This window comes from Massilia sp. HP4, from assembly GCF_005222695.1.
Lineage (GTDB): Bacteria > Pseudomonadota > Gammaproteobacteria > Burkholderiales > Burkholderiaceae_D > Telluria.
The window spans coordinates 44,266-69,489 of the sequence record NZ_STGG01000058.1; the positions used below are offsets into that span (position 1 = coordinate 44,266).

Genomic DNA, 25,224 nt, shown 5'->3' on the forward strand with positions numbered 1-25,224 from the left:
GGGGCGCGGCCACGACGACCACGCTTAGAGCAGCCCGTGCTCCTGCAGTTTCTTGCGTAACGTGTTCCGGTTGATGCCCAGCATCTGCGCGGCGTGCGACTGGTTGCCGTCGGCGCGCGACATGACCACTTCGAGGACGGGCTTTTCGACGGTCAACACCATCATGTCGTAGATGTTGGTCGGCTTTTGTTCGCCCAGATCGTTGAAATAGTCTTCGAGACTCTTCTGGACGACTTCCTGGATACTTTCTTTGCTCATGTCTTCTGCTGCTTCATCCTGGTTTAATGATTGCTGCGCTCACGCACAGCGCGTCCCCGAGTTCTTCTTGTGGTGTGGTGCTTGTTCCTGGTGCTTATGCCGCGATCGCGTCGACAAGCGGATGCGAGGGGCGGTATTGTAACCGCTCGCCATGCCGGTGCTGCAATTTGAAAAAGGCATCGACCGCGGCCAGTTGCTCGGCAGTCGATTCCAGCAGGTTCATGCGTTGCCGGAATTCCTCGCCGCCAGGCAGGTCTTGTACATACCAGCCGATGTGCTTGCGCGCGGTGCGCACGCCGACGTATTCGCCATAAAAGGCGTAATGGGCCGGCAAGTGCTCGTTCATCAATTCGCGCACCTCGTCGACCAGCGGCGCCGGCAGGTGTTCGCCGGTACGCAGGTAATGGTCGATCTCGCGGCAGATCCACGGCCGGCCCTGGGCCGCGCGGCCGATCATGACGGCATCGGCGCCGGTGTAGTCGAGCACGAACTTCGCCTTCTCGGGCGTCGTGATGTCGCCATTGGCCACCAGCGGGATGCCCACCGCTTCTTTCACGGCGCGGATGGTGTCGTACTCGGCCTCGCCCTTGTAGCCGTCGGCGCGGGTGCGGCCGTGCAAGGTCAGCATCTGGATGCCGGCCTGCTCGGCCAGGCGCGCGATGCGCAGCGCGTTCTTGTTCTGGCGATCCCAGCCCGTGCGGAACTTCAGGGTGACCGGCACGTCGACCGCCTCGACCACGGCGTGCAGGATGCGCTCGACCAGGTCTTCGTGCTGCAACAGGGCCGAACCGCACCAGCTATTGCACACTTTCTTGACCGGACAACCCATATTGATGTCGATGATCTGGGCGCCACGCTCGACGTTGAACTTCGCGCAATCGGCGAGGTCTTTAGGATCGGCGCCGGCAATCTGCACCGCCTTGGGCTCCATCTCGCCCGCGTGGTCGGTGCGGCGCGAGGTCTTTTCGCTGGCCCACAGGCGCGGGTTCGATGCCGCCATTTCGGACACCGCATAGCCCGCGCCGAGCTGCTTGCACAGTTGCCGGAACGGACGGTCCGTCACTCCGGCCATCGGGGCGACAAAGACGTTATTACGCAGGTGATATGGACCGATTTGCACAGCAGAAAAACTCAGAAGTTTCTTGGGAACCTGCTATTTTACCCCAAGCGCTGCTCAAATTATCAGCAAATTTATAATGATTGTTGCGCGTGCGATATTGGCAGGAAGAAGAAATGGGCGTTATGGCGTGCGTCCTGCGCGCCTGCCGCTCAGGGCAAGTCGTCCAGCGCCACCTGGCGCAAGTGGCCGATTTCGCCCCAGCTGACGAGCGTCAGGCGGCCCTGCTCGACCGTGAAACGGTTGATGCTGGCGTTGTGCACCTTGAAGTCGCGCGGCGTTTCCAGCGGCAGGCCGAGGGCGGCCCGATAGGCACACTCGAGCACGCCGCCATGGGCCACCAGCGCCAGGGTTTGGCCGGGATGGCGGGCCGCATGGCCCAGGATGGCCGTCGTCGTCCGGTCGAAGAAGCTGCGGAAGGTTTCGCCCTGGTTTTTACCTGGCGGCAGGATCGCATCGATATTGCGCGCCTGCCAGGCCGCGAACTCGAGCGGGAAGCGCGCCGCGATCTCGCTGTACAGCAAGCCTTCGAAGCCGCCATAGCAGCGTTCGCGCAACTGGGGGTCGAGCAGTTGGGGATCGAGTAGAACCGCGCCGGCGCTGGCCGCGAATCCGGGCGCGCCGCGTGCGCGGCAGACCGCCTCGGCCGTCTGCCGCGCACGCGCCAGGTCGCTGGAAATGACCAGGTCGATATGTTCGCCCGCTAGCGCCGCGCCTAGCGCCGCCGCCTGGCGCTCGCCCTCGGCATTGAGCGCGATATCGAGATGGCCCTGCAACCGGCGTTCGGCATTCCAGGCGGTTTCGCCGTGGCGGATCAGGAGGATCGTGGTTGCGCCCACGGCGGCATCGTTCAGGGTCATGAGGTTCTTGCGCCCGAACCTCGGGGCATCTAAGTAAGAATTATTTGGACAGCTCGGCCGTGACGCGAGGATTGAGCGAATACGTACCGAAGATGCGCGCCTCGTCGAGGATATGGCCCTGGATCGCCATGCGCGCCTCGTGCCCGGTGAACCGCCCCTCGAGCGGCAGGCGCGGGATGTCGAGCGCATACAGGGTAAACACATAATGGTGCACGCGCTCGTCGTTCCATGGCGGGCATGGGCCGTCGTAACCATGGAACTCGCCCGCCATGTCGGGATCGCTCGCGAACCAGCCGGTATAGTCGTTGACCCCATGGCGCAGTTCGTGCTCAGTGCCGTTCTTGATCGTGAAGGCAACCTCGGGACCGGGCTTGCCATGCGGCGTGACCATGTCGGAAAACATGCCCTCGGCCAGCGACTTGAGGCAGACCGGGATATCGGCCAGCGTCCAGTGAAAGAAATCGACGCGCGGCAAGCCGGCTGGCACGGTGCGCCCCTCTTTATTGACGTCGCTACCGTCGGACGGCACGTCGGGGTCGTGGCAGATCAGCACCAGGGACTCGGTACCGGCAGGCACGTCGTCCCAGGCGATATGGGGATTGCGGTTGCTCGACAGCTTGACGTGGACGTCAGGATCGCTGACCGCGAACGCGCAGGCGGCGGGGATGTCTGCCCCATCGGTAAATGAGTCGCTCCAGATTCGCATGTGACCTCCCAGGCTACTAGATTGGACCGTGGCGCGAGGCGCGGGTTTCAGCGCGCCGCCCCGACAGGATCAAACCGCAGCCAGAATGTGACCGGGCCATCGTTGATGAGCGACACCTTCATGTCAGCACCAAACACGCCGGTCTCGACAATGCCATGGCGTTCGCGCGCCTGGCGCACGACACCGTCGAACAGGCGCCGCCCGTCTTCCGGCGCGGCGGCCGGCGAAAACGAGGGGCGCGTACCCGATCTGGTGTCAGCCGCCAGGGTGAACTGCGGCACCAGCAGCAGGCCACCCTTGGTGTCGGCCACGCTGCGGTTCATCTTGCCGGCCTCGTCCGAGAACACGCGGTAGCCCAGCAATTTGGTCAGCAGCAGGTCGGCTTCGCGCTCGGTATCGCCCTTTTCGGCGCACACCAGCACCATCAGGCCGGGGCCGATCGCGCCGACGGTCTGGCCGTCGACGCGCACTGCCGCCTCGCTCACGCGCTGCAGCAGACCGATCATGCCGTCAACGTCACGCGGGCGAACTTGCGCTTGCCGACCTGCACCACCACGGTGCCGGCGGCCACTTGCAGGCCCTTGTCGCTGACCACGGCGCCGTCGATACGCACGCCGCCCTGGTCGACCATGCGCATGGCTTCCGAGGTCGAGGCGCACAGGCCGGCCGCCTTCAGCAGTTGCGGCAGGCCCAGCGGCGCGCCGGACAGCGAAACCCCAGGCACATCGTCCGGAATGCCGCCCTTGGAGCGGTTGACGAAGTCGGCCAGCGCATCGTCGGCCGCCTGGGCCGAGTGGAAGCGGGTAACGATCTCCTTGCCCAGCGCCACCTTCGCATCGCGCGGGTTGGCGCCGCCATCGATGGTCGCCTTCAATTGGGCGATATCGTCGAGGGAGCGGAAGGACAGCAGATTGAAATACTTCCACATCATCTCGTCCGAGATGCTCATCAGCTTGCCGAACATGCTGTTCGGGGCTTCGGTGATGCCAATATAGTTATTCTTGGACTTGGACATCTTGTCGACGCCATCCAGGCCTTCCAGCAACGGCATGGTCAGGATGCACTGCGGCTCCTGGCCGTAGTCCTTCTGCAGCTCGCGGCCAACCAGCAAGTTGAATTTCTGGTCCGTTCCACCCAGCTCAAGGTCTGACTGCAAAGCGACCGAATCGTAGCCCTGCATCAGCGGATACAGGAACTCATGCACGGCGATCGGAGTCCCACTCTTGTAGCGCTTGGTGAAGTCGTCGCGCTCCATCATGCGTGCCACGGTGTAGCGCGAGGCGAGCTGGATCATGCCGCGCGCACCCAATGGGTCGCACCATTCCGAGTTGTAGCGAATTTCCGTGCGGCTGGCGTCCAGCACCAGCGAGGCCTGGCGGAAATACGTCATCGCGTTTTCCTCGACCTGCTCGCGGGTCAGCGGCGGGCGGGTGGCGTTGCGGCCCGACGGGTCGCCAATCATCGACGTAAAGTCGCCGATCAAGAAAATGACCTGGTGACCAAGATCTTGTAACTGACGCAACTTATTCAGCACGACAGTGTGTCCAAGATGCAAGTCTGGCGCCGTTGGGTCCAAGCCTAGCTTGATGCGCAATGGCTTGCCGGTTTGTTCCGACCGCGCCAGTTTTTGAGCGAAGTCGCTTTCGATCAATAACTCATCGACGCCGCGCTTGGCGATGGCAAGGGATTCAAGAACCTTATCACTTAGTGGCAAAGGTTTATTGGAAGTTGCCGAGGCACCATCGCCGGCTGCATTTGAAGTCATAAAATTCGTGTAGGAAATTGGCTAAAACGGTTGTAGGACCACATCTTTTGGTATAATTCACGATCCTGTTTTCGTTTCCTAGAGAAAACTTTTTCGGAAACGTTGGACATGGCCCTTGAAAGTTCAGCCGCAAATTTTAACTGATTGCATGAACCCTATACAGAAAATCACTGGTAAAAGCCTGCTAGCGCTAGTGCCGAAGACCCGCAAAGCCCGCGTCCTGAGCGCCGGCGCCGTCTTCCTCAGCGTGTGCGCCTTCGGCGCCGTGGGTGTAGCCCCGATCGCTCCCGATCCTTCCGACCTGCCCGTCACCTCTGTTGCGCAAGACCTGGAACTGCCGAACCTGGCCGACCAGATCGCCGCACTCCAGCAAGACGAGCAGCAATTCATCCACGAAGAACGTATTCGCCGCGGCGATTCGCTCGGTTCGCTCTTCACCCGCCTTGGCATCGAAGATGCGCAGGCACAAAAGTTTGTTCGTTCCGACAAACTCGCCAAACGCCTGCTGTCGCTCCAGACCGGCAAGCGCATCCAGGCCGAGACCGACGAGAACGGCCTGCTGCTGTCGATGCGCGCCACTGTTACCGATGGCAAGAGCGGCGAAGCACGTACGATCAGCGTCGAGCGCAAGGGCGAGGAATTCGTCGCCCTCGAAGCGCCGGCCAAGCTCGAGCGTCGCGTCGAAATGCGTTCGCGCGAAATCACCAGCTCGCTGTACGCTGCCACCGACGCCAATGTCGACGGCGGCAGCATCCCGGATTCGATCGTTGGCCAGATCATCGAGATGTTCTCGACCAATATCGACTTCCGCAGCGACGTCAAGCGCGGCGACCGTTTCAATGTCGTGTACGAGACCTTCTGGCTCGACGGCGAGCAGATCAAGACCGGCCGCATCCTGGCTGGCGAGTTCGTCAACCGCGGCACCAGCTACCAGTCGGTCTGGTACGAAGATCCGGTCTCCAAGCAGGGCGGCTATTACTCCCTCGACGGCAAGTCGCTCAAGAAAGCCTTCCTCAAGTCGCCGCTGCAATACTCGCGCGTCTCGTCGGGCTTCTCGATGCGCGTGCACCCGATCTCGGGCAAGTTCAAGGCCCATAAAGGCGTCGACTTCGCTGCCGCTACCGGCACCCCGATCCGCGCCGTGGCCGACGCCACCGTCGACTTCGCCGGCAACGGTAATGGCTATGGCAATATGGTCGTCCTGAAACACTGGTCGAACTACAGCACCGCCTACGCCCACATGAGCCGTATCGCTCCAGGCATGCGCAAGGGCAGCAAGATCAGCCAGGGCCAGGTGATCGGCTACGTCGGCTCGACCGGCTGGTCGACCGGCCCGCACCTGCACTATGAATTCCGCGTTGCAGGCGTGGCCAAGGACCCGAACAAGTTCAAGTCGCTGGCCCAGCAACCGCTGAACCAGTCCGAACTGGCACGCTTCCGCATGGCAGCCGCCGAGATGAACCACCGCTTCTCGCTGATGGCGCCAAGCGGCTCGTCGATGGCAGCCCGCTAAGCCGCAGCGCTCCATATCTAGAACGCCCTCTCGCATTTCGATGCCAGGGGGCGTTTTGTTTTGTATGCCTGATACCACCACAACAATGACCGAGACCCCTTCCCTTTTCATCGGACTGATGTCCGGCACCAGCCTCGACGGTGTCGACGGCGTACTGGCCGACTTCAGCAATGGCGCCGTCCGCAGCCTGTCGGCCGCCTTCACACCTTTTCCCGCCGCGCTGCGCGACGAATTGATGGCGCTGCAAGCCGCAAGCCATAACGAACTCGAGCGCGAGGCGCTGGCGGCCAACGGCCTGGCCCTGGTGTATGCCGATTGCGTGCGCTCACTGCTGCCCTCCTGCCCGGCGCCGGTGACCGCGGTCGCCGTCCACGGCCAGACCATCCGCCACCGCCCCGAGCTGGGTTTTACGCGCCAGACCAATAATCCGGCCCTGCTGGCCGAACTGACTGGCATCGATGTGATCGCCGACTTCCGCAGCCGCGACATCGCCGCCGGCGGCCAGGGCGCGCCGCTGGTGCCGGCCTTCCACGAGGCCGCCTTCGGCAAGCCGGGCACCGCGCGCGTGGTGGTCAATATCGGGGGCATCGGCAATATCAGCGTGCTGCACGGCGACGGCCGCGTGACCGGCTTCGATACCGGCCCCGGCAATGTCCTGCTCGACCTGTGGATCGCGCGCCACCAGGGCCGCGCCTACGACGAGGATGGCGCCTGGGGCGCCAGCGGCAAGATCGACCCTGCGCTGCTGGACGCGCTGCTCGACGAACCGTATTTCCGCCAGCCGGCGCCCAAGAGCACTGGCCGCGACCTGTTCCACGCGCCATGGCTCGATGCCAAGCTCGCGCCATTCGGCGCCGTGGCCCCGGCCGATGTCCAGGCGACCCTGGTGCAATTGACGGCGGTCACGATCGCGCGCGCAATCGTCGACGAAGGCGTGACGCCGGATGCGGTGTATGTCTGCGGCGGCGGTGCCTATAACGGCGCCCTGCTGCGCGCCATCGGAGCCGAACTCGGCGACGTGGAAGTGGAATCGACGGAGGTCCTGGGCGTGGCGCCGAACCGGGTCGAGGCGCTTGCCTTCGCCTGGCTGGGCTGGCGTTTCATGCAGCGCGAGCCAGGCAACCTGCCAGCCGTCACGGGCGCGCGCGGCCCGCGCATCCTCGGCGCGCTGTATCCGGCATGAGCAGCATGCAGTGTCGCCAGATGGTGTCGTACATGAGTGTCGTGAATGAATAAGCTGCTCGCCATCGAGGTATTCGTGCAAGTCGTCGATGCCGGCGGTTTTACGCGCGCCCGAATTGATGCAACTGTCGAAGGCGACGGTGGTGCTACCCGAATGGAACACGGCGGCACTGCCGATCAGCGTGGTCTGCAGAACCGGCACCAGGCGGCCAAGGTACGTGTCTTTATCGAATGGACTGCCGAACTATTCGCGAACAGCCCGAGATTCCAGGCCAAGTAAACGCACGCGGCCCGCATGCGCGGGCCGTCGATCAACAGGACGTGCCCGCTCAGCCAGCCAGGCCTTTTTGCAGCAACTGCGCCACCAGCTCGTTCAGGTCGACGCCCCGCTCCTTGCTCTGCGCCTGCAACTGCTTGACCAAGTCGCCGTTGAGCTTGACGGCGAACGGCACCAGGCCCAGTGCGCGCTCGCGCTCGCGTTGTTCGCGGCGGTCTGGCACTGCGGCATCTCCCGCCTTGCCGATGACGGCGCCCTTGGGACCCATCTTGTTCATCAGCTTCTTGGCATCGTATTTTGCCAGGTTGGTCTTGTCCATGTCTTGCCTTGTTGTTGGATTAGTATGTTGCGAAAATCAGTCGAAACGCTTGAGCCGCTGTCCGAGGATGCCCCATTGGCACTGGACGCCATCGACTTCGCCGCACAAGGCCCAGCCGGTGCCGATTTTCTCCACCGTGACGGGGCTTTCGATTTCCTTGGCCAACTTCTCGGCCCAGCCCTTGGCGGCTCCCTGCCCCTTGAACAATTCCTTGCCCTCATAGATGACGGTGGCGTCGAACACGGGCATGGCAAATACGGTCATGGCGATCTCTTTGTTGGAAATAAATACAAACGGCCCGCAGGAGCGGGCCGCTGACGATCCAGGCCGTGGGCCTGGACAAGCTGGCAACGATTACGCCGAGAACGACGAACCGCAGCCGCAGGTCGAGGTGGCGTTCGGGTTCTTGATCACGAACTGGGCGCCTTCGAGGTCGTCCTTGTAGTCGATCTCGGCGCCGACCAGGTATTGGTAGCTCATCGAGTCGATCAACAGCTGGACGCCGTTCTTTTCCATCGTCGTATCGTCTTCATTGACGATCTCGTCGAAGGTGAAACCATATTGGAAGCCCGAGCAACCGCCGCCCTGCACGAACACGCGCAGCTTGAGGTCGGGGTTGCCTTCTTCGTCGATCAGCTGAGCAACTTTCTGGGCAGCGCTATCGGTGAAGTTGATTGGTACGGGAATCGTGTCGAAATCTACTACTTCGGCGACTGCGGTCATGGGAAAGCTCCTGAATAAATCAAACACCGACCATTATAGACGGTTGGCGCAACTCATGCTGCCGACCCTTCCACAGCGTCGGCTAGATGAAACACCGGCTCGCTGGCGGGCTGATGGGTGAGTTTGCCGGTGACTAAGGCTCCGCCATGCATCTCGAGCAGACGGTAGTGTACATCCCCATTAATGCGGCCTTTTGGCTGTAATTCAAGGAGTTCCGACGAATAAACGGCGCCGGCGATGTAACCATTGACCACCAGGCTGGCGCAGCGCACCTCGCCTTCGATGCGCGCATGCTCCGAGACGATCAGCATGCTGTCGGCGCCATCCACGGCCACCACATTGCCGTGGACTTCGCCATCGATGCGCAGCCCGCCGGTGAAGCACAGGTCGCCCTCGATGCGGGCCGAGATCCCGACCAGGCTGTCTATCTCGCTTTTCACTTGTCGACCGAACATGGCGCACCTCTGAGGAAGATTGACTGTTCATATGAACGTGTCCAACAGTCAATTTACCCGGCTCAAAGGTGCTCGCTTTGATCTGCGTCGGGTCGCAGATCAAGCGCAATGCTTATGGCAACAGCGCGATCTGTTGCAGGCCCTTGTTCTCGTCCAGGCCGAACATCAGGTTCATGCACTGCACGGCCTGGCCCGATGCGCCTTTGACCAGATTGTCCTGCACCACCAGGATCACGACCATATCGGTCCCTTCCGGACGGTGCAGCGCCAGGCGCAGCATGTTCGAGCCGCGGGTCGAGCGCGTCTCTGGGTGTGCGCCGAACGGCATGACGTCGACGAATTCGCTGTCCTTGTATTGCTCTTCAAACAATGCTTGCAGGGCGGCGTTGTCGATCTCCTTCGTCAGGCGCGCGTACAGGGTCGCGTGCATGCCACGGATCATCGGCACCAGGTGCGGGGTGAAGACCAGGCCGACCTTCTGGTCGGTGTAGCGCGCCAGCTGGGCCGAGGTTTCCGGGGTATGGCGGTGGCCATGCACGCCATAGGCCTTGAAGTTGTCGCTCGATTCCGAGAACAGGGTACCGATCTCGGCCTTGCGGCCGGCGCCGGACACGCCCGACTTGCAGTCGGCGATCAGGCTGCCGGCATCGACCAGGCCGGCTTTCAGCAGCGGATAGAAACCCAGCTGCATCGTGGTCGGGTAGCAGCCCGGGTTGGCGATCAGGCGCGCACCGCGGATAGCGTCGCGATTCAGTTCTGGCAGGCCATACACGGCCTCTTCGAGCAAATCGGGGGCGGTGTGCTCGATCTTGTACCATTTTTCGAAGACTGCGCGATCCTTGATGCGGAAATCGGCCGCCAGGTCGATCACCTTGACGCCGGCTGCCAGCAGCTCGGGCGCCTGGGCCATCGCCACGCCGTGAGGGGTGGCGAAGAACACCACGTCGCACTGCTTCAGGTCGGCTTTATCCGGGCTCGAGAAGGCGAGTTCGACGCGGCCGCGCAGCGAAGGGAACATATCGGCCACCGGCAGGCCGTCTTCCTTGCGCGAGGTGATCGCGGTCAGTTGCACATCCGGATGAACGGCCAACAGCCGCAGCAATTCCACGCCCGTGTATCCGGTTCCGCCGACGATGCCAACTTTAATCATGTCTGTTCCTTCATTAGTGGTAAAAAAGGCCCCTGGACGGGACGAGGCTGCATTTTAACAGTCTCGTGACCCAAGGGTTTTACCTATCCCAGAAGCAAAAAAGCCGCCCACCTTGGAGTGGACGGCTTTTCTGAACCAGTGCCCGAAGGCACTGAAGAAGACGATTAACGCTTCGAGAATTGCTTAGCGCGACGTGCTTTGCGCAGACCAACTTTCTTACGCTCGACTTCACGGGCGTCACGGGTGACGAAACCGGCACGTGCCAGGTCGCCCTTGAGGCCTGCGTCGTAGTCGATCAGTGCGCGGGTGATGCCGTGACGGACGGCGCCAGCCTGGCCCGATTCGCCACCGCCGTGCACGTTGACCTTGATGTCGAAACGTTCGACGTTGCCGGTCAGTTCCAGCGGCTGACGGATCACCATCAGGCCGGTTTCACGCGAGAAGTATTCCGATGCAGGCTTACCGTTCACGATGATCAGGCCGGTGCCAGCTTTGATGAACACGCGAGCGACTGCACTCTTGCGACGGCCGGTGCCGTAGTTGTAGTTACCGATCATGTCAGTTCCTTAGAGGGTCAGTGCTTGTGGTTGCTGAGCAGCGTGCGGGTGCGAACCTTCCGCGTACACTTTCAGCTTCTTGATCATGGCGTAGCCGAGTGGGCCTTTAGGCAGCATGCCCTTGACAGCTTTCTCGAGTGCGCGACCTGGGAAACGCTGTTGCATTTTCAGGAAGTTGGTTTCGTAGATACCGCCTGGGTAGCCCGAGTGACGGTAGTACGTTTTTGCGGTGGCCTTGGTGCCGGTCACGCGCAGTTTGCCGGCGTTGATCACGACGATGAAATCGCCGGTGTCAACGTGCGGGGTGAACTCTGGCTTGTGCTTGCCGCGCAGTCGGAGTGCCACTTCGCTGGCAACACGTCCGAGGACCAGGTCCGTCGCGTCGATGACAAACCAGTCGCGCTGGACTTCGTGGCCCTTAGCGGAAAAAGTTTTCATGTTTAATCCAAAAGAAAAAATTGCTCAAATGGTGGTTCCGCACAAAGCTTCAGCGGACTCGTCCTTATTGTCTTTCCTGAGCAAACGGAAAGCCGGCAATCATACTGCACGATCGCCGCCGGCGTCAACCCGGATCGCGATCGATCTCGCCATCGACCTAATCTTGCGCTAAAGCATCCACCCACGCTGCATGCCTTGATGCATTGTTGAAACAATCGGTTGACCGGGGAAAGAGCGCGAACTTATCATCGTTGCAACCTGAGGAGATGTTGTGAAGAGATCCAAGATTCTGCCCGCCATCCTGTCCCTGCCGTTGCTGGCCGCGGGCCTGGCCAGCGCCCAGCCCGCCGCCAATGCGCCGGCCCCAGCCAAGACCGAACGCAGCTGCCACCTGCCCGGCGTGGTCGAAGCGCTGCGCTGTATCACGGTCGACGTGCCGCTCGACTACGCCAAGCCGCAGGGAGCGCCCCTCAAACTGCACGTGACCGTCGCCCCGGCCTATCGCCAGGGCACGCGCAGCGATCCGCTGTTCGTGCTGGCGGGCGGCCCCGGCCAGGCCGGCAGCGATGTGCTGCTCCTGCTGAAAGCCGCGTTCGAGCGCGTGCGCGCCACGCGCGACATCGTCTTCATCGACCAGCGCGGCACCGGCCTGTCGGGCAAGCTCGATTGCGAGAGCAAACCCGAACACGAGCGCATGACCGACGACCAGCTGATGGCCGAACTGCGCGCCTGCATCGCCGCCAACAAGCAGCCGCTGGCCGCCTTCACCACGGCGGCCGCCGCGCGCGACCTCGAACAGGTGCGGCGCGCGCTGGGCTACCAGCAGGTGAACCTGTGGGGCGGCTCGTATGGCACGCGCCTGGGCCAGGCCTATGCGCGCGCCTATCCTGGCAGCGTACGCAGCCTGGTGCTGGACGGCGTGGCCGCGCCCGACCAGGTGATCCCGGCCGGCGGCCGCGACGGCCAGGCCGCGCTCGACGGCCTGTTCGCCGCCTGCGCCAGGGACGCCGGCTGCAACAAGGCCTACCCGAACCTGCGCGCGGAGTTCGACGCACTGGTCGCCAGGGTAGAAGCCGGCGATGTGCGCCTGTCGCTACCGAACCCGCGCACCGCCGAGCAGACCGAGTTCACCATGAGCTCGCAGCGTTTCCTGGGCACCGTGCACAACATCCTGTATGCGCCGGCCGATGCGCGCCGCCTGCCGTTCCTGATCCACAGCGCCAGCCGCGGCCGCTGGCAGCCCTTCGTCGCGCGCCAGAACCTGGCCGGCGACTTCGGCAACGACGCCAGCATGTCGATGCTGCTGCACTTCGCCGTCGTGTGCGCCGAAGACGTGCCGCGCTTTACGCCCGAGCTGATGAAAGCCGATGCCGCCGTGATCGCCAAGCCGCTGGCCGAGATGATCCCCAAGCTATGCCAGGACATCGAGGTGCCGGCGGTGCCCTACGTGGCGCCTTCACGCATCGAGGCGCCGGCCCTGCTGCTGTCGGGTGCGCTCGATCCAGTCACGCCGCCGCACCGCGCCGAGACCGCCGCCAAATCGATGGCGCGTGCCCAGCACGTGGTGGTGGCCAATGCCGGCCACGGCGTCTCGCAGCTCGGCTGCGCGCCGCGCCTGCTGCGCGCCTTCCTCGACAAGCCGCAAGACAAGCTCGATGCCGCCTGCATGGCCGAGGTCCCGGCTCCTACTTTCCAGCTCGGCAGCGCCGGGCCGCAACCCTAACTGTCGGAAACTCCATGATCGAAGTCCATGATGTACGCAAGCAGTTCGGCGCCGTCCAGGCGCTGGGCGGCGTTTCCTTCACCGCGCGCGACGGCCAGATCACCGCGCTGCTGGGCCCCAACGGGGCCGGCAAGACCACCCTGCTGCGCACCCTGGTCGGGCTGCTGAAGCGCGACCACGGCACCATCTCGATCGGCGGCGTCGATCCCGAAAAGGACCCGATGTCGGTGCGCCGCAATATCGGCTTCCTGACCGACCAGTTCGGGCTGTACGAGCGCCTCACCACGCGCGAATACCTGAACTACTTCGGCGAATTGAACGGCATGGATGGCGCCGGCCTGCGCGCACGCATCGGCGAGGTGTCCGACCTGCTCGGCATGGACGACATCCTCGAGCGCCAGACCAAGGGCTTTTCGCAGGGCCAGCGCATCAAGGTGGCGCTGGCGCGCACCCTGCTGCACCGTCCACGCCACCTGCTGCTCGACGAACCGAGCCGCGGCCTGGACGTGATGAGCACGCGCGCCCTGCGCACCGCATTGAACGCCCTGCGCGAGGATGGCTGCTGCGTGATCATGGCTACCCACGTGATGCAGGAAGTGATCCACCTGTGCGAAGACGTGATCGTCATCGCCAAGGGCCATACCGTGGCCCAGGGATCGCCCCAGGAACTGTGCCAGCGCACCGGCATCGCCGACCTGGAAGACGCTTTCGTGAGCCTGGTCGGCACCGAGGAAGGTATCGCATGAAGTCCAAGATCCGTGTCGTATTCTTGAAAGAGCTGCGCGAGACACTGCGCGAAAAGCGTACCTTCGGCTTCCTGGTGCTGATGGTGCTGTTCTATCCCTTCCTGATCGGCCTCACCCTGCAACAGGTGATCGACAAGAGCACTCGCACCGAGCGCGAAGGCATCCACCTGACCGTGATCGGCGCGGCCAAGGCGCCGACCCTGGTCGCCCAGCTGCGCGAGCGCAACGTGACGGTCAACGAGTCCGGACCGATGACCGAGGAAGCCATCGCCGAACTCCTGCATGGCAAGAAGATCTCGGCGGTGCTGCGCCTGTCGGACGACTTTACCGACAACTACCAGGCGATGCGCCCGGCACGGATCGAGATGTGGTTCGATTCGTCGGCCGAAAGCGGCCCGCAGCGGCGCGAGCTGGACGAGATCCTGCAGGCCTATGGCAATAACATCGCCAGCGCGCGCCTGCTGGCGCACGGCGTGTCGCCGGCCACGCTGGCGCCGATCCAGCTGCAGCGCTACGACACCGGCACCAATGCCTCGCGCTCGGCCATGTTCATCGGCGGCCTGATCGGCTTCCTGTTCTTCCCGGCCTTTATCCTCAATATGTCGTCGGCCGTCGACAGCACCGCCGGCGAACGCGAACGGCGCTCGCTCGAGGTGCTGATGGCGCAGCCGGCGCACAGCTGGGAGCTGGTGGGCGGCAAATGGCTCGCCTCCAGCATCCTGGCCGTGGTCGGCGTCACCGTGGTGCTGATGCTGGGCCATGCGGTACTCAAGTGGCTGCCGCTGGAAGAAATCGGCATGTCGTGGAACCTGGGCTGGGGCGGCCTGCTGCTGGTGTGCCTGGCCAGCGTGCCGCTGTCGCTGCTGTCGGCGGCCCTGTACGTGGCGCTGGCGATGAACGCCAAGACCTTCAAGGAAGCGCAGACCACGATCAGCCTGGTCATGATCGCGCCCCTGATTCCGGGCTTCGTGGTCTCGTTCATGGAACTCAAGACCGCGCAGTGGATGTACCTGGTGCCGATGCTGTCGAACCAGACCCTGGTCAAGGAACTGGCCAAGAGCGGCGACATCGGCGCTGCGCCCTTCGTGCTGACCTTCCTGTGTTCCCTCGTTCCGGCGCTGCTGGTCGTGGCCTTCGCGAGCTGGCGCATGAAGAGCGAGAAGTACGTGCTGGGCGTATAAGGTCATCGCATGGCTGCCGCCTTGCACGCGAAGGCGGCGGCTGCCGTACAATCGAAGACCTTATCGACGCATCAGCAACACGGAGAATCGCATGGAAGTGAAAGTGAGCTGGAACGGCCCGTCGGGCATGAGTTTCCGGGCCGAGACCGGCAGCGGTCACATGGTGGCCATGGATGGCGCGCCGGACGGCGGCGGCCATAACCTGGCGCCGCGCCCGATGGAGATGCTGCTGGTCGGCACCGGCGGCTGCACTGCCTACGACGTGGTCCTGATCCTCCAGCGCAGCCGCGAGGACGTGCGCGGCTGCGAGGTGACCCTGAAATCCGAACGCGCGGACACCGATCCCAAGGTGTTCACGAAGATTAACTTCCACTTCACCGTCAGCGGCCGCAACCTGAAGCCGACGGTGGTGGAGCGCGCGGTCAGGCTGTCGCACGACAAGTACTGCTCGGCGTCGATCATGCTGGCCAAGACGGCCGAGATCACGCACTCGTTCGAGATCGTCGAAGTATAAATCCCGGATTGGCGGCGCCCGCCGCCAACGTAGTGCATCAGATGCGATAAGCGGTGGTGGTCATCACCTTGGCCATCGCCCGCATCGCCACCTTGACCGGCAAGGGCAGCGACGCCGCGCCCGCGGCCTGCGCCGCATTGGCGTGGGCGACCTCGTCGACGCGCATCTGCTCGACGATGGCGCGCGACTTGGCGTCTTGCTGCGGCAGCAGCTCGAGGTGGCTGTTCAGGTGGGCCTCGACCTGGCGCTCGGTCTCGACCACGAAGCCCAGGCTGACCGGATCGCCGATCCGGGCCGCCACGCTGCCCATCACATAGGCGCCGGCATACCACAGGGGATTCAATACGCTCGGCTGCGAACCGAGTTCGCCCAGGCGCTGGGCGCACCAGGCCAGGTGGTCTTCTTCTTCGCGCGCGGCATGCTCGAACTGGGTGCGCACTTCTTGCGTATGGGCGAAATTGGCCTGCGAATCGTAGAGCGCCTGCGCGCATACCTCGCCCACGTGGTTCACCCGCATCAGGCCTGCGCTGTGGCGGCGCTCGGCGTCGCTCAATTCGCTGTCGATGGCGTGCGCGCCCGGGTTCGGTCGCGACATCGCCGCCACGCCGCCGACGACGCGCAAGGCCTTGTCGACGCCGACGATCAGGTGGTCCAGGGGGCTGATGAAACGGTTCGCAATCATGGTGTGCTCGATCTGGTGGTCGCTGAAGCGTTCATTATATGCCTTCGGCATGTGGTCCAGAATGCGCCTCTACCGTCGGCGCCTCGTGCTCTTCGCCTTGTTCCTCGCCTTGCTCCTCGCCTTGCTCCTTTTTTTTGCGCGCGATCCACCCGGCCAGCTTGCCTTCGGGTTCCAGCCCCGAGATATTCTTGGCCACGCCCAGGTTCAGTTCGAGCAAAAAAGGCACCGAGACCAGCGGCACGCCCGGGCAGTGGCGCCGGAAGGCATCCAGGAAGCGTTCCGATTCCACCGTCGGCATCACCTTCTCGCCGCTCATGAACTGCAGCACGCTGGTGATGGCGTGGCCCTTGCCGAGCGTGTGATAGATGAAACGGTTGAATTCGCGGTCGACCGTCTTGAAGTCGATCGTTTCCTTGGTCATCAGGCTGGCCAGGTAGACCAGTCCCAGTGCGACGCGGAACCAGTCGGTCGATTCGGCCCGGCTGCGCCCTTCGCGCATCAGGATCAAGAGCTTTTCTTGGGTGACGGAGTCCATATGTCCATTATCCATGCTTTGCCACGGCGTGGGCCGCACGCGCCTCCCACCATTGCAAGAAATTTATCGAAAGAAAACCATCATGCATCCTGTCACCGGATAATACAGTCTGGGTGCCTGTTTGGACCGTGTGTCGCACCGCGCCCGCCCCGGCGGTGGCGATTGAATACAATGCCAGTGTGAAAAAGTGTTTTGCACCTCGTAAAGACGTGCAGGGGTCGCAGCCAGGAGTCGTCATGCAATTGAAAATCCGTAATTTGTCCAAGACCTATGCCAATGGCGTGGTCGCGCTGGACCGTGTCACGCTCAACATCCCGGCCGGGATGTTCGGGCTGCTCGGTCCCAATGGCGCGGGCAAATCGACCCTGATGCGGATCCTGGCTACCCTGCAGGAATGCGATTCGGGTTCGGTCTTCCTGGACGATATCGACGTCCTCGACGAAAAGGATGCGGTGCGCCGCCTGCTGGGCTACCTGCCGCAGGATTTCGGCGTCTACCCGAAGGTGAGCGCACTCGAGCTGCTGGACCACTTCGCCCAATTGAAAGGGCTGTCGCACAAGGCGCGCCGGCGCGAGGTCGTCGACGGCCTGTTGCAGCAAACGAATCTGTGGGAAGTGCGCGACCAGCGCCTGGGCACCTTCTCGGGCGGCATGCGCCAGCGCTTCGGCATCGCCCAGGCCTTGCTGGGCGACCCGCGCCTGATCATCGTCGATGAGCCCACCGCCGGCCTCGACCCGCAGGAGCGGGTGCGCTTCCATAACCTGCTGTCCGACATCGGCGAAGAGCGCACCGTGCTGCTGTCGACCCATATCGTGTCCGACGTGGCCGACCTGTGCGCCAATATGGCGATCATCAACAAGGGCCAGGTGCTGCTGTGCGGCGAGCCGCAAGAGCTGATCTACGGGATCGAGGACTTCATCTGGGCCCGTTTCGTCACCAAGGCCGAGCTGCCGGCTTACCAGTCGCGCTACAGCGTGATCTCGACGCGCCTGCTTAGCGGCCGCACCCTGATCCACGTATACTCCGAGGACGACCCGGGCGACGGCTTCGAGCCGGCCCGCGCCAGCCTGGAAGACGTCTATTTCGCCACCATCGCCGGCCGCCACAATCCGGCCGCGGGGGACTGCTGACCGTGCGCGCCCTGTTCGTCATCGCCCGTTTCGAGGCGAGCCAGCGCTTGCGGCGGCTCTCGACCTGGGTCTATTTCGCCGTGTTCCTGGCGCTCGGGATGACCTGGATGGCCGCCGCCGGCGGCGTGTTCCGCGATATCACGGTCAGCTTCGGCAGCCGGGCCCTGATCGATGCGCCGCGCCAGATCGCGATCTCGGTGGCGCTGCTCGGCAGCCTGGGCGTGGTGGTCGCGGCGGCCGTGATGGGGCGTGCGGTGCAGCAGGATTTCGAGCACGGGATGCAGCACTTCTTCTTCAGCGCGCCATTGAAGAAGGCCGACTACGTGTTCGGCCGCTTCCTGGGCGCCTTTGCGACCCTGGCCGTGATCTTTTCCAGCATCGTGCTGGGCCTGTGGCTCGGCACCTTCATTCCCGGCATCGCGCCCGACCGTCTCGGCGGCGCGCCCCTGTCGGCCTGGATCAAGCCCTACCTGTTTACCCTGCTGCCCAACCTGTTCATCTTCGGCGCGATCTTCTTCGTGCTGGCCGCGCTGACCCGGCGCATGCTGCCGGTCTACGTCGCCAGCGTGGTCATGACCATCGGCTATACCGTCGCGCCCTCGCTGGCGCGCGACCTGGATTTCAAGACCCTGGCCTCGCTGATCGACCCGTTCGGCACCACCGCCCTGTTCCTGCTGACGGAATACTGGCCGCTGGCCGAACGCAACCTGAACCCGGTCGACCTGCAGGACGTGTACCTGGTCAACCGCCTGCTGTGGTGCGGCCTGGCGCTGCTGGTGCTGCTGCTCGGCTACTGGCGCTTCCAGTTCATCGGCGAGGCCGACGTGCAGGCACGTACTCGCCGCAAGGGGCCGGCCGAGACGCCGGTCGAACTGTCGCAAGCCGCGCGCGACACCAGCGCGGCGCCCGACTTCGCGGCGCGCAGCCTGGCGCTGCTGCTGCTCAAGTCGGCCAGGGGCGAGCTGCGCGAGATGACCCGCAACGTGTATTTCGTGGCGCTGGCCACGGCCGCCGTGCTGGCCCTGGGCGCCAGCGCGATCGACCTCGATGCGATCTACGGCACCGCCACCTATCCGGTGACCTATATGATGCTGGAGCTGATCCGCGAGGTGTTCGGCCTGTTCATGCTGGCCACCACGATTTTCTATGCGGGCGAACTGGTCTGGCGCGAGCGCGAGATGCGCGTGGCCCAGATGATCGATGCGCTGCCGGTGCCGAGCTGGCTGCCGCTGGCCGGCAAGACGCTGGCCCTGGTCGGCCTGCAGGCCCTGATGCTGCTGCTGGCCATGGTCACCGGCATGCTGATCCAGCTGTTCAAGGGTTATTTCCAGCTCGAGCCGGGCCTCTACCTGCATGCGCTGTTTACCATCATGCTGCCGAACTACGCACTGATCGCGGTGCTGGCGATCGCGGCGCAGGTGATCGTCAACCATAAATACCTGGCCAACTTCCTGATGATCGCCTGGGTCGTGGCGGCGATCCTCCTGACCGGCAGCGGCCAGGCCCATCCGCTGCTGCTGTACGGCGTCTGGCCCGACCTGACCTATTCGGCGCTGAACGGCTTCGGCCACCACCTGTTGCGCGACCGCTTCTACCTGCTGTACTGGAGCGGCGCGGCGCTGATGCTGCTGGCGCTGGCGCGCGTGCTGTGGACGCGCGGCGTCGACGACGCCTGGCGCGAGCGCCTGCGCCTGGCGCGCCGCAACCTGACGCCGGCAGTGCTGGGCTGGTTCGGCCTGGGACTGGCCGTGTTCGCAGGCGCCGGTGGCTTCCTGGCCTGGGAACTCGGGCGCGGCGGCTACCTGACCGCCTACCAGGGCGAAGCGCTGCGCGCCGAGTACGAGAAGCGCTACCACCGTTTCGCGACATTGCCGCAGCCGCGCATCGTCGACGTGAAGCTCGACGCCGCCATCCATCCCGACCAGCGCACCCTGCAGGTCAAGGGCCATTACGTGCTCGAGAACCGCAGCGGCGCGCCGATCCGCGACATCGTGCTGTACCAGCAGCGCGGCGCGCAGCTCACGACCCGCTTCGGGCAGCCGGCAACGAGCGTCGCGCGCGAGCCCGACCTGGGCTTCTACCACTACCGCCTGGCCACGCCGCTGGCGCCCGGCGCGCGCCTGGACCTCGACTTCACGCTCGGCTACGCACCACGCGGCCTGCTGGGCCTGGGCAGCGATACGCCGGTGGTCGGCAACGGCACCTTCTTCGGCAACGACGTCATGCCGCGCATCGGCTACCAGCCGTCGAACGAACTGCACGACGCGCGCGACCGCCGCCGCCACGACCTGGCGCCGCGCGCGCCGCTGCCGGCGCGCGACGACCAGGCCGGCCGCGCCAGGCACGCGCTGGGCGTCGACGCCGACTGGATCGGCTTCGAGGCCACCGTCAGCACCAGCCTCGACCAGGTCGCGATCGCGCCCGGTACCCTGGTGCGCGAATGGAGCGAGGGCGGACGGCGCCACTTCCGCTACAAGATGGACCGCCCGATGCTGAACTCCTACGCCTTCCAGTCGGCGCGCTATGAGGTGCGCCACGACCGCTGGCAGGACGTGACGATCGACGTCTATTACCAGCCGGGCCACGAGTTCAATGTCGAACGCATGATCCGCGGCGCCCAGGCCGGCCTGGACTACGGCGCGCGCAACTTCGGGCGCTATCCGCTGCGCGAGCTGCGCATCGTCGAGTTCCCACGCTACGGCCGCGACAAGCAAGCCTTCCCGGGCCTGATCCCGTTCTCGGAAAGCGCCGGCTTCATCGCGCGCGTCGATCCCGGCTCGCCCAAGGACATCGATTACCCGTTCTACATCAGCGCCCACGAGACCGCGCACCAGTGGTGGGGCCACCAGCTGGTGGGCGCCGACACGCGCGGCTCGACGCTGCTGTCCGAGAGCCTGTCGGAATACACGGCGCTGATGGTGATGAAGCGCGCCTACGGGCCGGACAAGATGCGGCGCTTCTTGCGCTACGAGCTCGATGCCTACCTGCTGGGCCGCGCCCAGGAACAGGACAAGGAACTGCCGCTGGCGCACAACGACAAGCAGCGCTACATCCACTACCGCAAGGGCGCCCTCGCGATGTACCTGTTGCAGGACATGCTGGGCGAGGACGCGATCAACGGCGTGCTGCGCGGCCTGCTGCAGCAATATGCCTACCAGGGCGCGCCCTACCCGACCGCCTCCAGCCTGGTCGACGGTGTGCGCGCGATCGCGCCGAAGGACAAGGCCTACCTCATCGACGACCTGTTCGAATCGGTCGTGTTCTATGAAAACCGGGCCGCCGGCGCGGTCGCGCGCCGCCGGCCGGACGGCAAGTTCGAGGTCACGATCGACGCCCACGCCGGCAAGCTCAGGATGACCGACCAGGGCGAGGAACAACCGATGCCGCTGCACGACTACATCGAGTTCGGGGTGGACGATCGCAATGGCAATCCCCTGGCGCGCGAGCGGCGGCTGGTGACCCAGGCCGGACAGCAACTGACCCTGGTGGTCGATGCCTTGCCGGGCCGCGCCGGCATCGATCCTGACAACAAATTGATCGATCGCAAACCGAATGACAATATGCTGCCAGTCGACAATCAATAATTCTCGCGCTATGATCAAGGCAAAATTATAGGAGAGAACGCAATGTCCGATGCCGTCGTGGAAATCGCCGAACGCCTTAAGCTCCTGAGTCCGGCGGAGAAACAGGAAGTCATGCAGCTGCTGTTACAGGATATCGACGGCCCCGAGCAGGATGCCGACGAAGCCTGGCAAAACGAAGTGGTGCGGCGCGTGAAGGCGATTCGCAACGGCGAAGCGGCGATCCAGGCGCTGAAGGAATGGCAAGACTAAGCATCGTGCAGTGCTGATGCTGGAGTGAAAAAACCGCGGCGCGCCGCGGTTTTTTATTGGGCAATCCCAGGCTGGGTCTTCTTGAGATCAATCATCGGTCGGCAACAGCTCAGGGTTCCAGACGATTTCCCATACATGGCCGTCGGGGTCCTGGAAGTAGCCAGCATAACCTCCGTAGAAAGTGTCGGCAGCCGGCTTGAAGATATGCGCGCCGGCCTTCGCGGCCTCGCGCAGGACCATATCGACCTCTTCGCGCCGGGCGACGTTGTGGCCCAGCGTAAACGAGGTCGGTGATGGCGGCGCCAGCGCCAGTCCCGTGTCGTGGGCGATGTCGGCCTGGGCCCAGATGGCCAGCTTCATGCCGGAAGACAGGTCAAAGAAAGCCACTGCACCGTGTTCGAATTCGCGGCCGACGATGCCCTCGGTGGGCAGGCCAAGGCCATCGCGATAAAAGCGCAGCGAGCGCTCGAGGTCGGAAACGGCAATCGTCAGGACGGAAATGCGGGGCTTCATCGTCGACCTCTCAAAAAAAAGCCGGCGCTAAAATGCGCCGGCTTGTTGCTTACTTCTTCGCTGCGGCGGAAGCCGCTTTCTTGGCGGGCGCCTTCTTCGCCGGGGCTTTCTTGGCCGCCGGCTTGGCTGCGGCTTTCGCCGGCGCCTTGCGCGCCGCCTTTACCGGCGCTGCCGCGCCATCGGCGCCATCGGCCCCGGCAGCGGCTTCACCATCGGCAGCCTTGGCCTTCGCGCCCGGCTTGGCCTTGCGCTCCTCGAACTCGAAGCTGATCTTGTTGTCCTTGCCGCGCACCAGGAAGGCCTTGAAGGCGCGCCGGGTACGTTGCGACACGAAGCCGGGCAGCAAGTCGGTCTTGCCGTCGTTGAGCAGCTTGGCCATTTGCTCGGGTGCGATTTCCTGCTGCAGGATGATGCGTCCGCTGCGGAAGTCGCAGGTCTTCGGCTTGGCCACGCTGTGCTCGCAAACATAGGCCAGCGGCATCTCGTACACACCACCGTTGCACTTCGGGCAAGGGCCGACCGGGGTCTGGCCGCTGAAGTCGACGCCTTCGCCTTCTTCGCCCTCGTCGTCCTGGCCAAAGTCGAACTCGAGCTTGAAGTTCTTGATCTCTTCGTCGCGCACGATGCGCAGGATGGCGGCGAACGGACGGCCCATCTTCGAGCGGAAGCCTTGCAGCGGTCCAATGGTGCGGTTCTGCAACAGCTCTTCGACTTCCTCGATCTCGAATTGGCGGCTGCCTGGCGTCTTGCTCATCGAGAATTCGCACTTGGTGCAGGCGAAGCGGCGGTAGTTTTCCTTGACCACGCCGGCGCAATTCGGGCACGGCGTCTTGAGGGTCGCGTACTCGCCCGGGATCGTGTCGTTGTCGTATTCCTTGGCGCGCTTGACGATGATCTGGGTCATCTGCTGGATCTCGCGCATGAATTCTTCACGCGAGATCTTGCCCTTTTCCATCTCGGACAGCTTGTATTCCCATTCGCCGGTCAGCTCGGGCGCCGTGAGTTCGTTCACGCCCAGGCCGCGCAGCAAGGTCATCAGCTGGAACGCTTTCGCGGTCGGCATCAGCTCGCGCCCCTCGCGCAGCAGGTATTTCTCGGTCAGCAAGCCCTCGATGATGGCCGCGCGCGTGGCCGGCGTGCCCAGGCCCTTGCCGGCCATCGCATCGCGCAGCTCGTCGGAGTCGACCAGCTTGCCCGCACCTTCCATCGCCGACAGCAGCGTCGCTTCGTTGTAGCGTGCAGGCGGCTTGGTGACCAGGCCATTGGCCGTGATCTTGTCGGTCAGGACCTTCTCGCCCTTGGCCACCGGCACCAGGTTGGCGCCGTCCTTGTCGTCGCCCAGGTCTTTGCCGTAGACCGCCATCCAGCCGGGGTTGGTCATGACCTTGCCCTCGGTCTTGAACTGGTGGCCCGAGACTTCGGTGAAGCGGGTGGTGACCAGGAACTCGGCGGCCGGGAAGAACACGGCCAGGAAGCGGCGCGTGACCAGGTCGTACAGTTTCTGTTCCGGCTCGGAGAGGTTCTTGGGCACCACGCCGGTCGGGATGATGGCGAAGTGGTCCGAGATCTTGGTGTTGTCGAAGATGCGCTTGTTCGGCTTGACCCAGCCGTTCTTGGTGATCTGCTTGGCGAACTGATTGTAGTTATTGGTGTCGGCCAGCGAGCCCAGCGTTTCCTTGACGGTCGCGATGTAGTCTTCTGGCAGGTGGCGCGAATCGGTACGCGGGTAGGTCAGCACCTTGTGCTTTTCGTACAACGCCTGGGCCAGGCCCAGCGTGTTCTTGGCCGAGAAGCCGAAGCGGCCGTTGGCCTCGCGCTGCAGCGACGTCAGGTCGAACAGGCCGGGCGCCATCGAGGTGGTCGGCTTGCTTTCCTCGGTAACATTGCCCTGCTTGCCGCGGCAGGCGGCGGCGATCGAGTCGGCCGCAGCCTTGCTCCACAGGCGCTCGGCGCGCTTCTCGGGATCGTTCTCGTCCTTCTTGAATTTCTGGTCGAGCCAGCGGCCTTCGTAGACGCCGGCGGCGCACACGAACTCGGCGCGCACTTCCCAGTAGTCGCGCGGCACGAACTTCTTGATCTTCTCTTCGCGCTCGACCACGATCGACAGGGTCGGCGTCTGCACCCGGCCCACCGTCGTCAGGTAGAAGCCGCCTTCCTTCGAGTTGAAGGCGGTCATGGCGCGGGTGCCATTTATGCCGATCAACCAATCGGCTTCAGAACGGCAGCGCGCGGCGTCGGCCAGCGGCAGCATCTCTTCGTCGGTGCGCAGGTTACTGAAGCCCTCGCGGATGGCATTGGCCGTCATCGACTGCAACCACAGGCGCTTGACCGGCTGCTTGGCCTTGGCGTTCTGGGCGATCAGGCGGAAGATGAGTTCTCCTTCGCGGCCCGCGTCACATGCGTTGATCAGGGTGGTGACGTCCTTGCGCTTGATCAGCTTGTTGAGCACCTTGAGGCGCGACTCGGTCTTGGCGATCGGGTTCAGCGCGAAGTAAGGCGGGATCATCGGCAGGTGGGTGAAGCTCCACTTGCCGCGCTTGACATCGTGTTCCTCGGGCACTGCGATCTCGAGCAGGTGGCCGACGGCGGACGAGAGGACGTAGTCGTCCGATTCGAAGTACTCATCGTGCTTGGTGAAACCGCCCAGCGTCTTCGCGATATCGTTCGCGACCGACGGTTTCTCGGCGATGATGAGGGATTTGGTCATAGTGTTTCTCGTCGTGCTATCTATATAGTGTGGGCTTGCGCATCATACATGCTCGCAGCCGGGCCGGTGAAATTCCAGCCATAGTGTCTGATTGGTAACTGTCGGGATGAAGCGGCCAATGATAAGCGGGTTATCGCGCTCCCTGCAAGTACACCTTGCGCTACAGGACGGTGCAATGCGGGGCGCATGCCGCCGGCTCACCGCCCAGAAATGGGGCGCAAGAAATCGGGATAGGGGCAGTCAGCATGCTGACTGACCCCTCCCACACCACCCGGCATGCGGGTCCGCACCGGGCGGTTCGAGTAGTTGAGGTTAAGTGAGGCGAGGCATGCCAAGACGA

General features: G+C 63.8%; 27 protein-coding genes. 10 read left to right on the forward strand and 17 right to left on the reverse strand.

Annotated features, from left to right (window positions below; translation table 11 throughout):
• Positions 1–24: 24 nt before the first annotated feature.
• The 6 genes from E8M83_RS22465 to tyrS all read right to left on the reverse strand — a co-directional run bounded on the left by E8M83_RS22465 (position 25) and on the right by tyrS (position 4,706).
• Complete coding sequence (locus E8M83_RS22465; protein WP_005667930.1) at positions 25–258, reverse strand: helix-turn-helix domain-containing protein; 234 nt, start codon at positions 256–258, stop codon at positions 25–27.
• A gap of 94 nt (positions 259–352) precedes the next feature.
• Positions 353–1,378, reverse strand: a complete 1,026-nt coding sequence (gene dusB / locus E8M83_RS22470; RefSeq protein ID WP_137175593.1) for a tRNA dihydrouridine synthase DusB — start codon at positions 1,376–1,378, stop codon at positions 353–355.
• Between the two features lie 149 nt (positions 1,379–1,527).
• Positions 1,528–2,235, reverse strand: coding sequence for a histidine phosphatase family protein (locus E8M83_RS22475; protein ID WP_137175594.1), 708 nt, complete (start codon positions 2,233–2,235; stop codon positions 1,528–1,530).
• 40 nt (positions 2,236–2,275) lie between these two features.
• On the reverse strand, positions 2,276–2,941 hold the full coding sequence (locus E8M83_RS22480; RefSeq protein ID WP_137175595.1) for a YbhB/YbcL family Raf kinase inhibitor-like protein: 666 nt from the start codon (positions 2,939–2,941) through the stop codon (positions 2,276–2,278).
• Between the two features lie 47 nt (positions 2,942–2,988).
• Positions 2,989–3,447, reverse strand: a complete 459-nt coding sequence (gene dtd / locus E8M83_RS22485) for a D-aminoacyl-tRNA deacylase (protein WP_137175596.1) — start codon at positions 3,445–3,447, stop codon at positions 2,989–2,991.
• Positions 3,444–4,706, reverse strand: coding sequence for a tyrosine--tRNA ligase (gene tyrS, locus E8M83_RS22490; protein ID WP_137175597.1), 1,263 nt, complete (start codon positions 4,704–4,706; stop codon positions 3,444–3,446). Before tyrS ends, dtd begins: the two co-directional genes overlap by 4 nt.
• Before the next feature lie 148 nt (positions 4,707–4,854).
• Here tyrS and E8M83_RS22495 point away from each other — a divergent pair, with 148 nt between their 5' ends.
• The 3 genes from E8M83_RS22495 (at position 4,855) to E8M83_RS26540 (ending at position 7,681) form a co-directional block, all read left to right on the forward strand.
• On the forward strand, positions 4,855–6,219 hold the full coding sequence (locus E8M83_RS22495; protein ID WP_137175598.1) for a M23 family metallopeptidase: 1,365 nt from the start codon (positions 4,855–4,857) through the stop codon (positions 6,217–6,219).
• Positions 6,220–6,304: 85 nt separating this feature from the next.
• Positions 6,305–7,402 (forward strand): anhydro-N-acetylmuramic acid kinase, encoded by a 1,098-nt coding sequence (locus tag E8M83_RS22500; protein WP_137175599.1) that lies wholly within the window; start codon positions 6,305–6,307, stop codon positions 7,400–7,402.
• Positions 7,403–7,447: 45 nt separating this feature from the next.
• A complete protein-coding gene (locus E8M83_RS26540; RefSeq protein ID WP_206077509.1) occupies positions 7,448–7,681 on the forward strand; it encodes a hypothetical protein in 234 nt (77 codons plus the stop codon).
• 49 nt (positions 7,682–7,730) lie between these two features.
• Here E8M83_RS26540 and E8M83_RS22515 read toward each other — a convergent pair whose 3' ends face one another.
• The 7 genes from E8M83_RS22515 to rplM form a co-directional block, all read right to left on the reverse strand.
• Positions 7,731–7,997, reverse strand: a complete 267-nt coding sequence (locus tag E8M83_RS22515; RefSeq protein WP_137175600.1) for a hypothetical protein — start codon at positions 7,995–7,997, stop codon at positions 7,731–7,733.
• A gap of 36 nt (positions 7,998–8,033) precedes the next feature.
• Entirely contained in the window at positions 8,034–8,261 is a 228-nt protein-coding gene (locus E8M83_RS22520) for a hypothetical protein (protein ID WP_137175601.1), read from the reverse strand.
• A 90-nt stretch (positions 8,262–8,351) separates the two neighbouring features.
• Positions 8,352–8,720, reverse strand: a complete 369-nt coding sequence (erpA, locus tag E8M83_RS22525; protein WP_137175602.1) for an iron-sulfur cluster insertion protein ErpA — start codon at positions 8,718–8,720, stop codon at positions 8,352–8,354.
• Between the two features lie 53 nt (positions 8,721–8,773).
• The gene (locus E8M83_RS22530) at positions 8,774–9,175 is read right to left on the reverse strand and encodes a polymer-forming cytoskeletal protein (protein ID WP_005667909.1); all 402 of its coding nucleotides are present in this window, start codon (positions 9,173–9,175) and stop codon (positions 8,774–8,776) included.
• Between the two features lie 112 nt (positions 9,176–9,287).
• Positions 9,288–10,325, reverse strand: coding sequence for an N-acetyl-gamma-glutamyl-phosphate reductase (gene argC, locus E8M83_RS22535; protein WP_137175603.1), 1,038 nt, complete (start codon positions 10,323–10,325; stop codon positions 9,288–9,290).
• 164 nt (positions 10,326–10,489) lie between these two features.
• Positions 10,490–10,882 (reverse strand): 30S ribosomal protein S9, encoded by a 393-nt coding sequence (rpsI, locus tag E8M83_RS22540; protein ID WP_137175604.1) that lies wholly within the window; start codon positions 10,880–10,882, stop codon positions 10,490–10,492.
• 9 nt (positions 10,883–10,891) lie between these two features.
• On the reverse strand, positions 10,892–11,320 hold the full coding sequence (gene rplM / locus E8M83_RS22545; RefSeq protein ID WP_123069984.1) for a 50S ribosomal protein L13: 429 nt from the start codon (positions 11,318–11,320) through the stop codon (positions 10,892–10,894).
• Positions 11,321–11,591: 271 nt separating this feature from the next.
• On the opposite strand from rplM, the gene E8M83_RS22550 reads away from it, so the two are divergent.
• From E8M83_RS22550 to E8M83_RS22565, 4 genes are all read left to right on the forward strand, one after another.
• A complete protein-coding gene (locus E8M83_RS22550; protein ID WP_137175605.1) occupies positions 11,592–13,043 on the forward strand; it encodes an alpha/beta fold hydrolase in 1,452 nt (483 codons plus the stop codon).
• A 14-nt stretch (positions 13,044–13,057) separates the two neighbouring features.
• On the forward strand, positions 13,058–13,789 hold the full coding sequence (locus E8M83_RS22555) for an ATP-binding cassette domain-containing protein (protein ID WP_137175606.1): 732 nt from the start codon (positions 13,058–13,060) through the stop codon (positions 13,787–13,789).
• Positions 13,786–14,970: an ABC transporter permease gene (locus tag E8M83_RS22560; protein WP_137175607.1), complete on the forward strand. Its 1,185-nt coding sequence runs from the start codon at positions 13,786–13,788 to the stop codon at positions 14,968–14,970. Before E8M83_RS22555 ends, E8M83_RS22560 begins: the two co-directional genes overlap by 4 nt.
• Before the next feature lie 91 nt (positions 14,971–15,061).
• A complete protein-coding gene (locus E8M83_RS22565) occupies positions 15,062–15,484 on the forward strand; it encodes an OsmC family protein (protein WP_137175608.1) in 423 nt (140 codons plus the stop codon).
• 37 nt (positions 15,485–15,521) lie between these two features.
• On the opposite strand, the gene coq7 is transcribed toward E8M83_RS22565, so the two are convergent.
• Both coq7 and E8M83_RS22575 read right to left on the reverse strand, forming a co-directional pair.
• Positions 15,522–16,166, reverse strand: coding sequence for a 2-polyprenyl-3-methyl-6-methoxy-1,4-benzoquinone monooxygenase (gene coq7 / locus E8M83_RS22570; protein WP_137175615.1), 645 nt, complete (start codon positions 16,164–16,166; stop codon positions 15,522–15,524).
• Positions 16,167–16,200: 34 nt separating this feature from the next.
• Positions 16,201–16,701: a hypothetical protein gene (locus tag E8M83_RS22575; protein ID WP_137175609.1), complete on the reverse strand. Its 501-nt coding sequence runs from the start codon at positions 16,699–16,701 to the stop codon at positions 16,201–16,203.
• A 236-nt stretch (positions 16,702–16,937) separates the two neighbouring features.
• Here E8M83_RS22575 and E8M83_RS22580 point away from each other — a divergent pair, with 236 nt between their 5' ends.
• Genes E8M83_RS22580 through E8M83_RS22590 form a run of 3 tightly spaced genes read left to right on the forward strand, consistent with a single transcriptional unit; the run spans position 16,938 to position 21,664 of the window.
• Positions 16,938–17,831: an ABC transporter ATP-binding protein gene (locus E8M83_RS22580; RefSeq protein ID WP_137175610.1), complete on the forward strand. Its 894-nt coding sequence runs from the start codon at positions 16,938–16,940 to the stop codon at positions 17,829–17,831.
• A 2-nt stretch (positions 17,832–17,833) separates the two neighbouring features.
• Positions 17,834–21,415 carry a M1 family aminopeptidase gene (locus E8M83_RS22585; protein WP_137175611.1) on the forward strand — a complete coding sequence of 1,194 codons (3,582 nt, stop codon included), beginning with the start codon at positions 17,834–17,836 and terminating at the stop codon, positions 21,413–21,415.
• A gap of 42 nt (positions 21,416–21,457) precedes the next feature.
• On the forward strand, positions 21,458–21,664 hold the full coding sequence (locus tag E8M83_RS22590; protein ID WP_137175612.1) for an addiction module protein: 207 nt from the start codon (positions 21,458–21,460) through the stop codon (positions 21,662–21,664).
• Positions 21,665–21,751: 87 nt separating this feature from the next.
• Here E8M83_RS22590 and E8M83_RS22595 read toward each other — a convergent pair whose 3' ends face one another.
• Positions 21,752–22,177 carry a VOC family protein gene (locus E8M83_RS22595; RefSeq protein ID WP_137175613.1) on the reverse strand — a complete coding sequence of 142 codons (426 nt, stop codon included), beginning with the start codon at positions 22,175–22,177 and terminating at the stop codon, positions 21,752–21,754.
• 49 nt (positions 22,178–22,226) lie between these two features.
• Positions 22,227–24,884, reverse strand: coding sequence for a DNA topoisomerase III (locus E8M83_RS22600; RefSeq protein ID WP_137175614.1), 2,658 nt, complete (start codon positions 24,882–24,884; stop codon positions 22,227–22,229).
• Positions 24,885–25,224 lie beyond the last annotated feature (340 nt).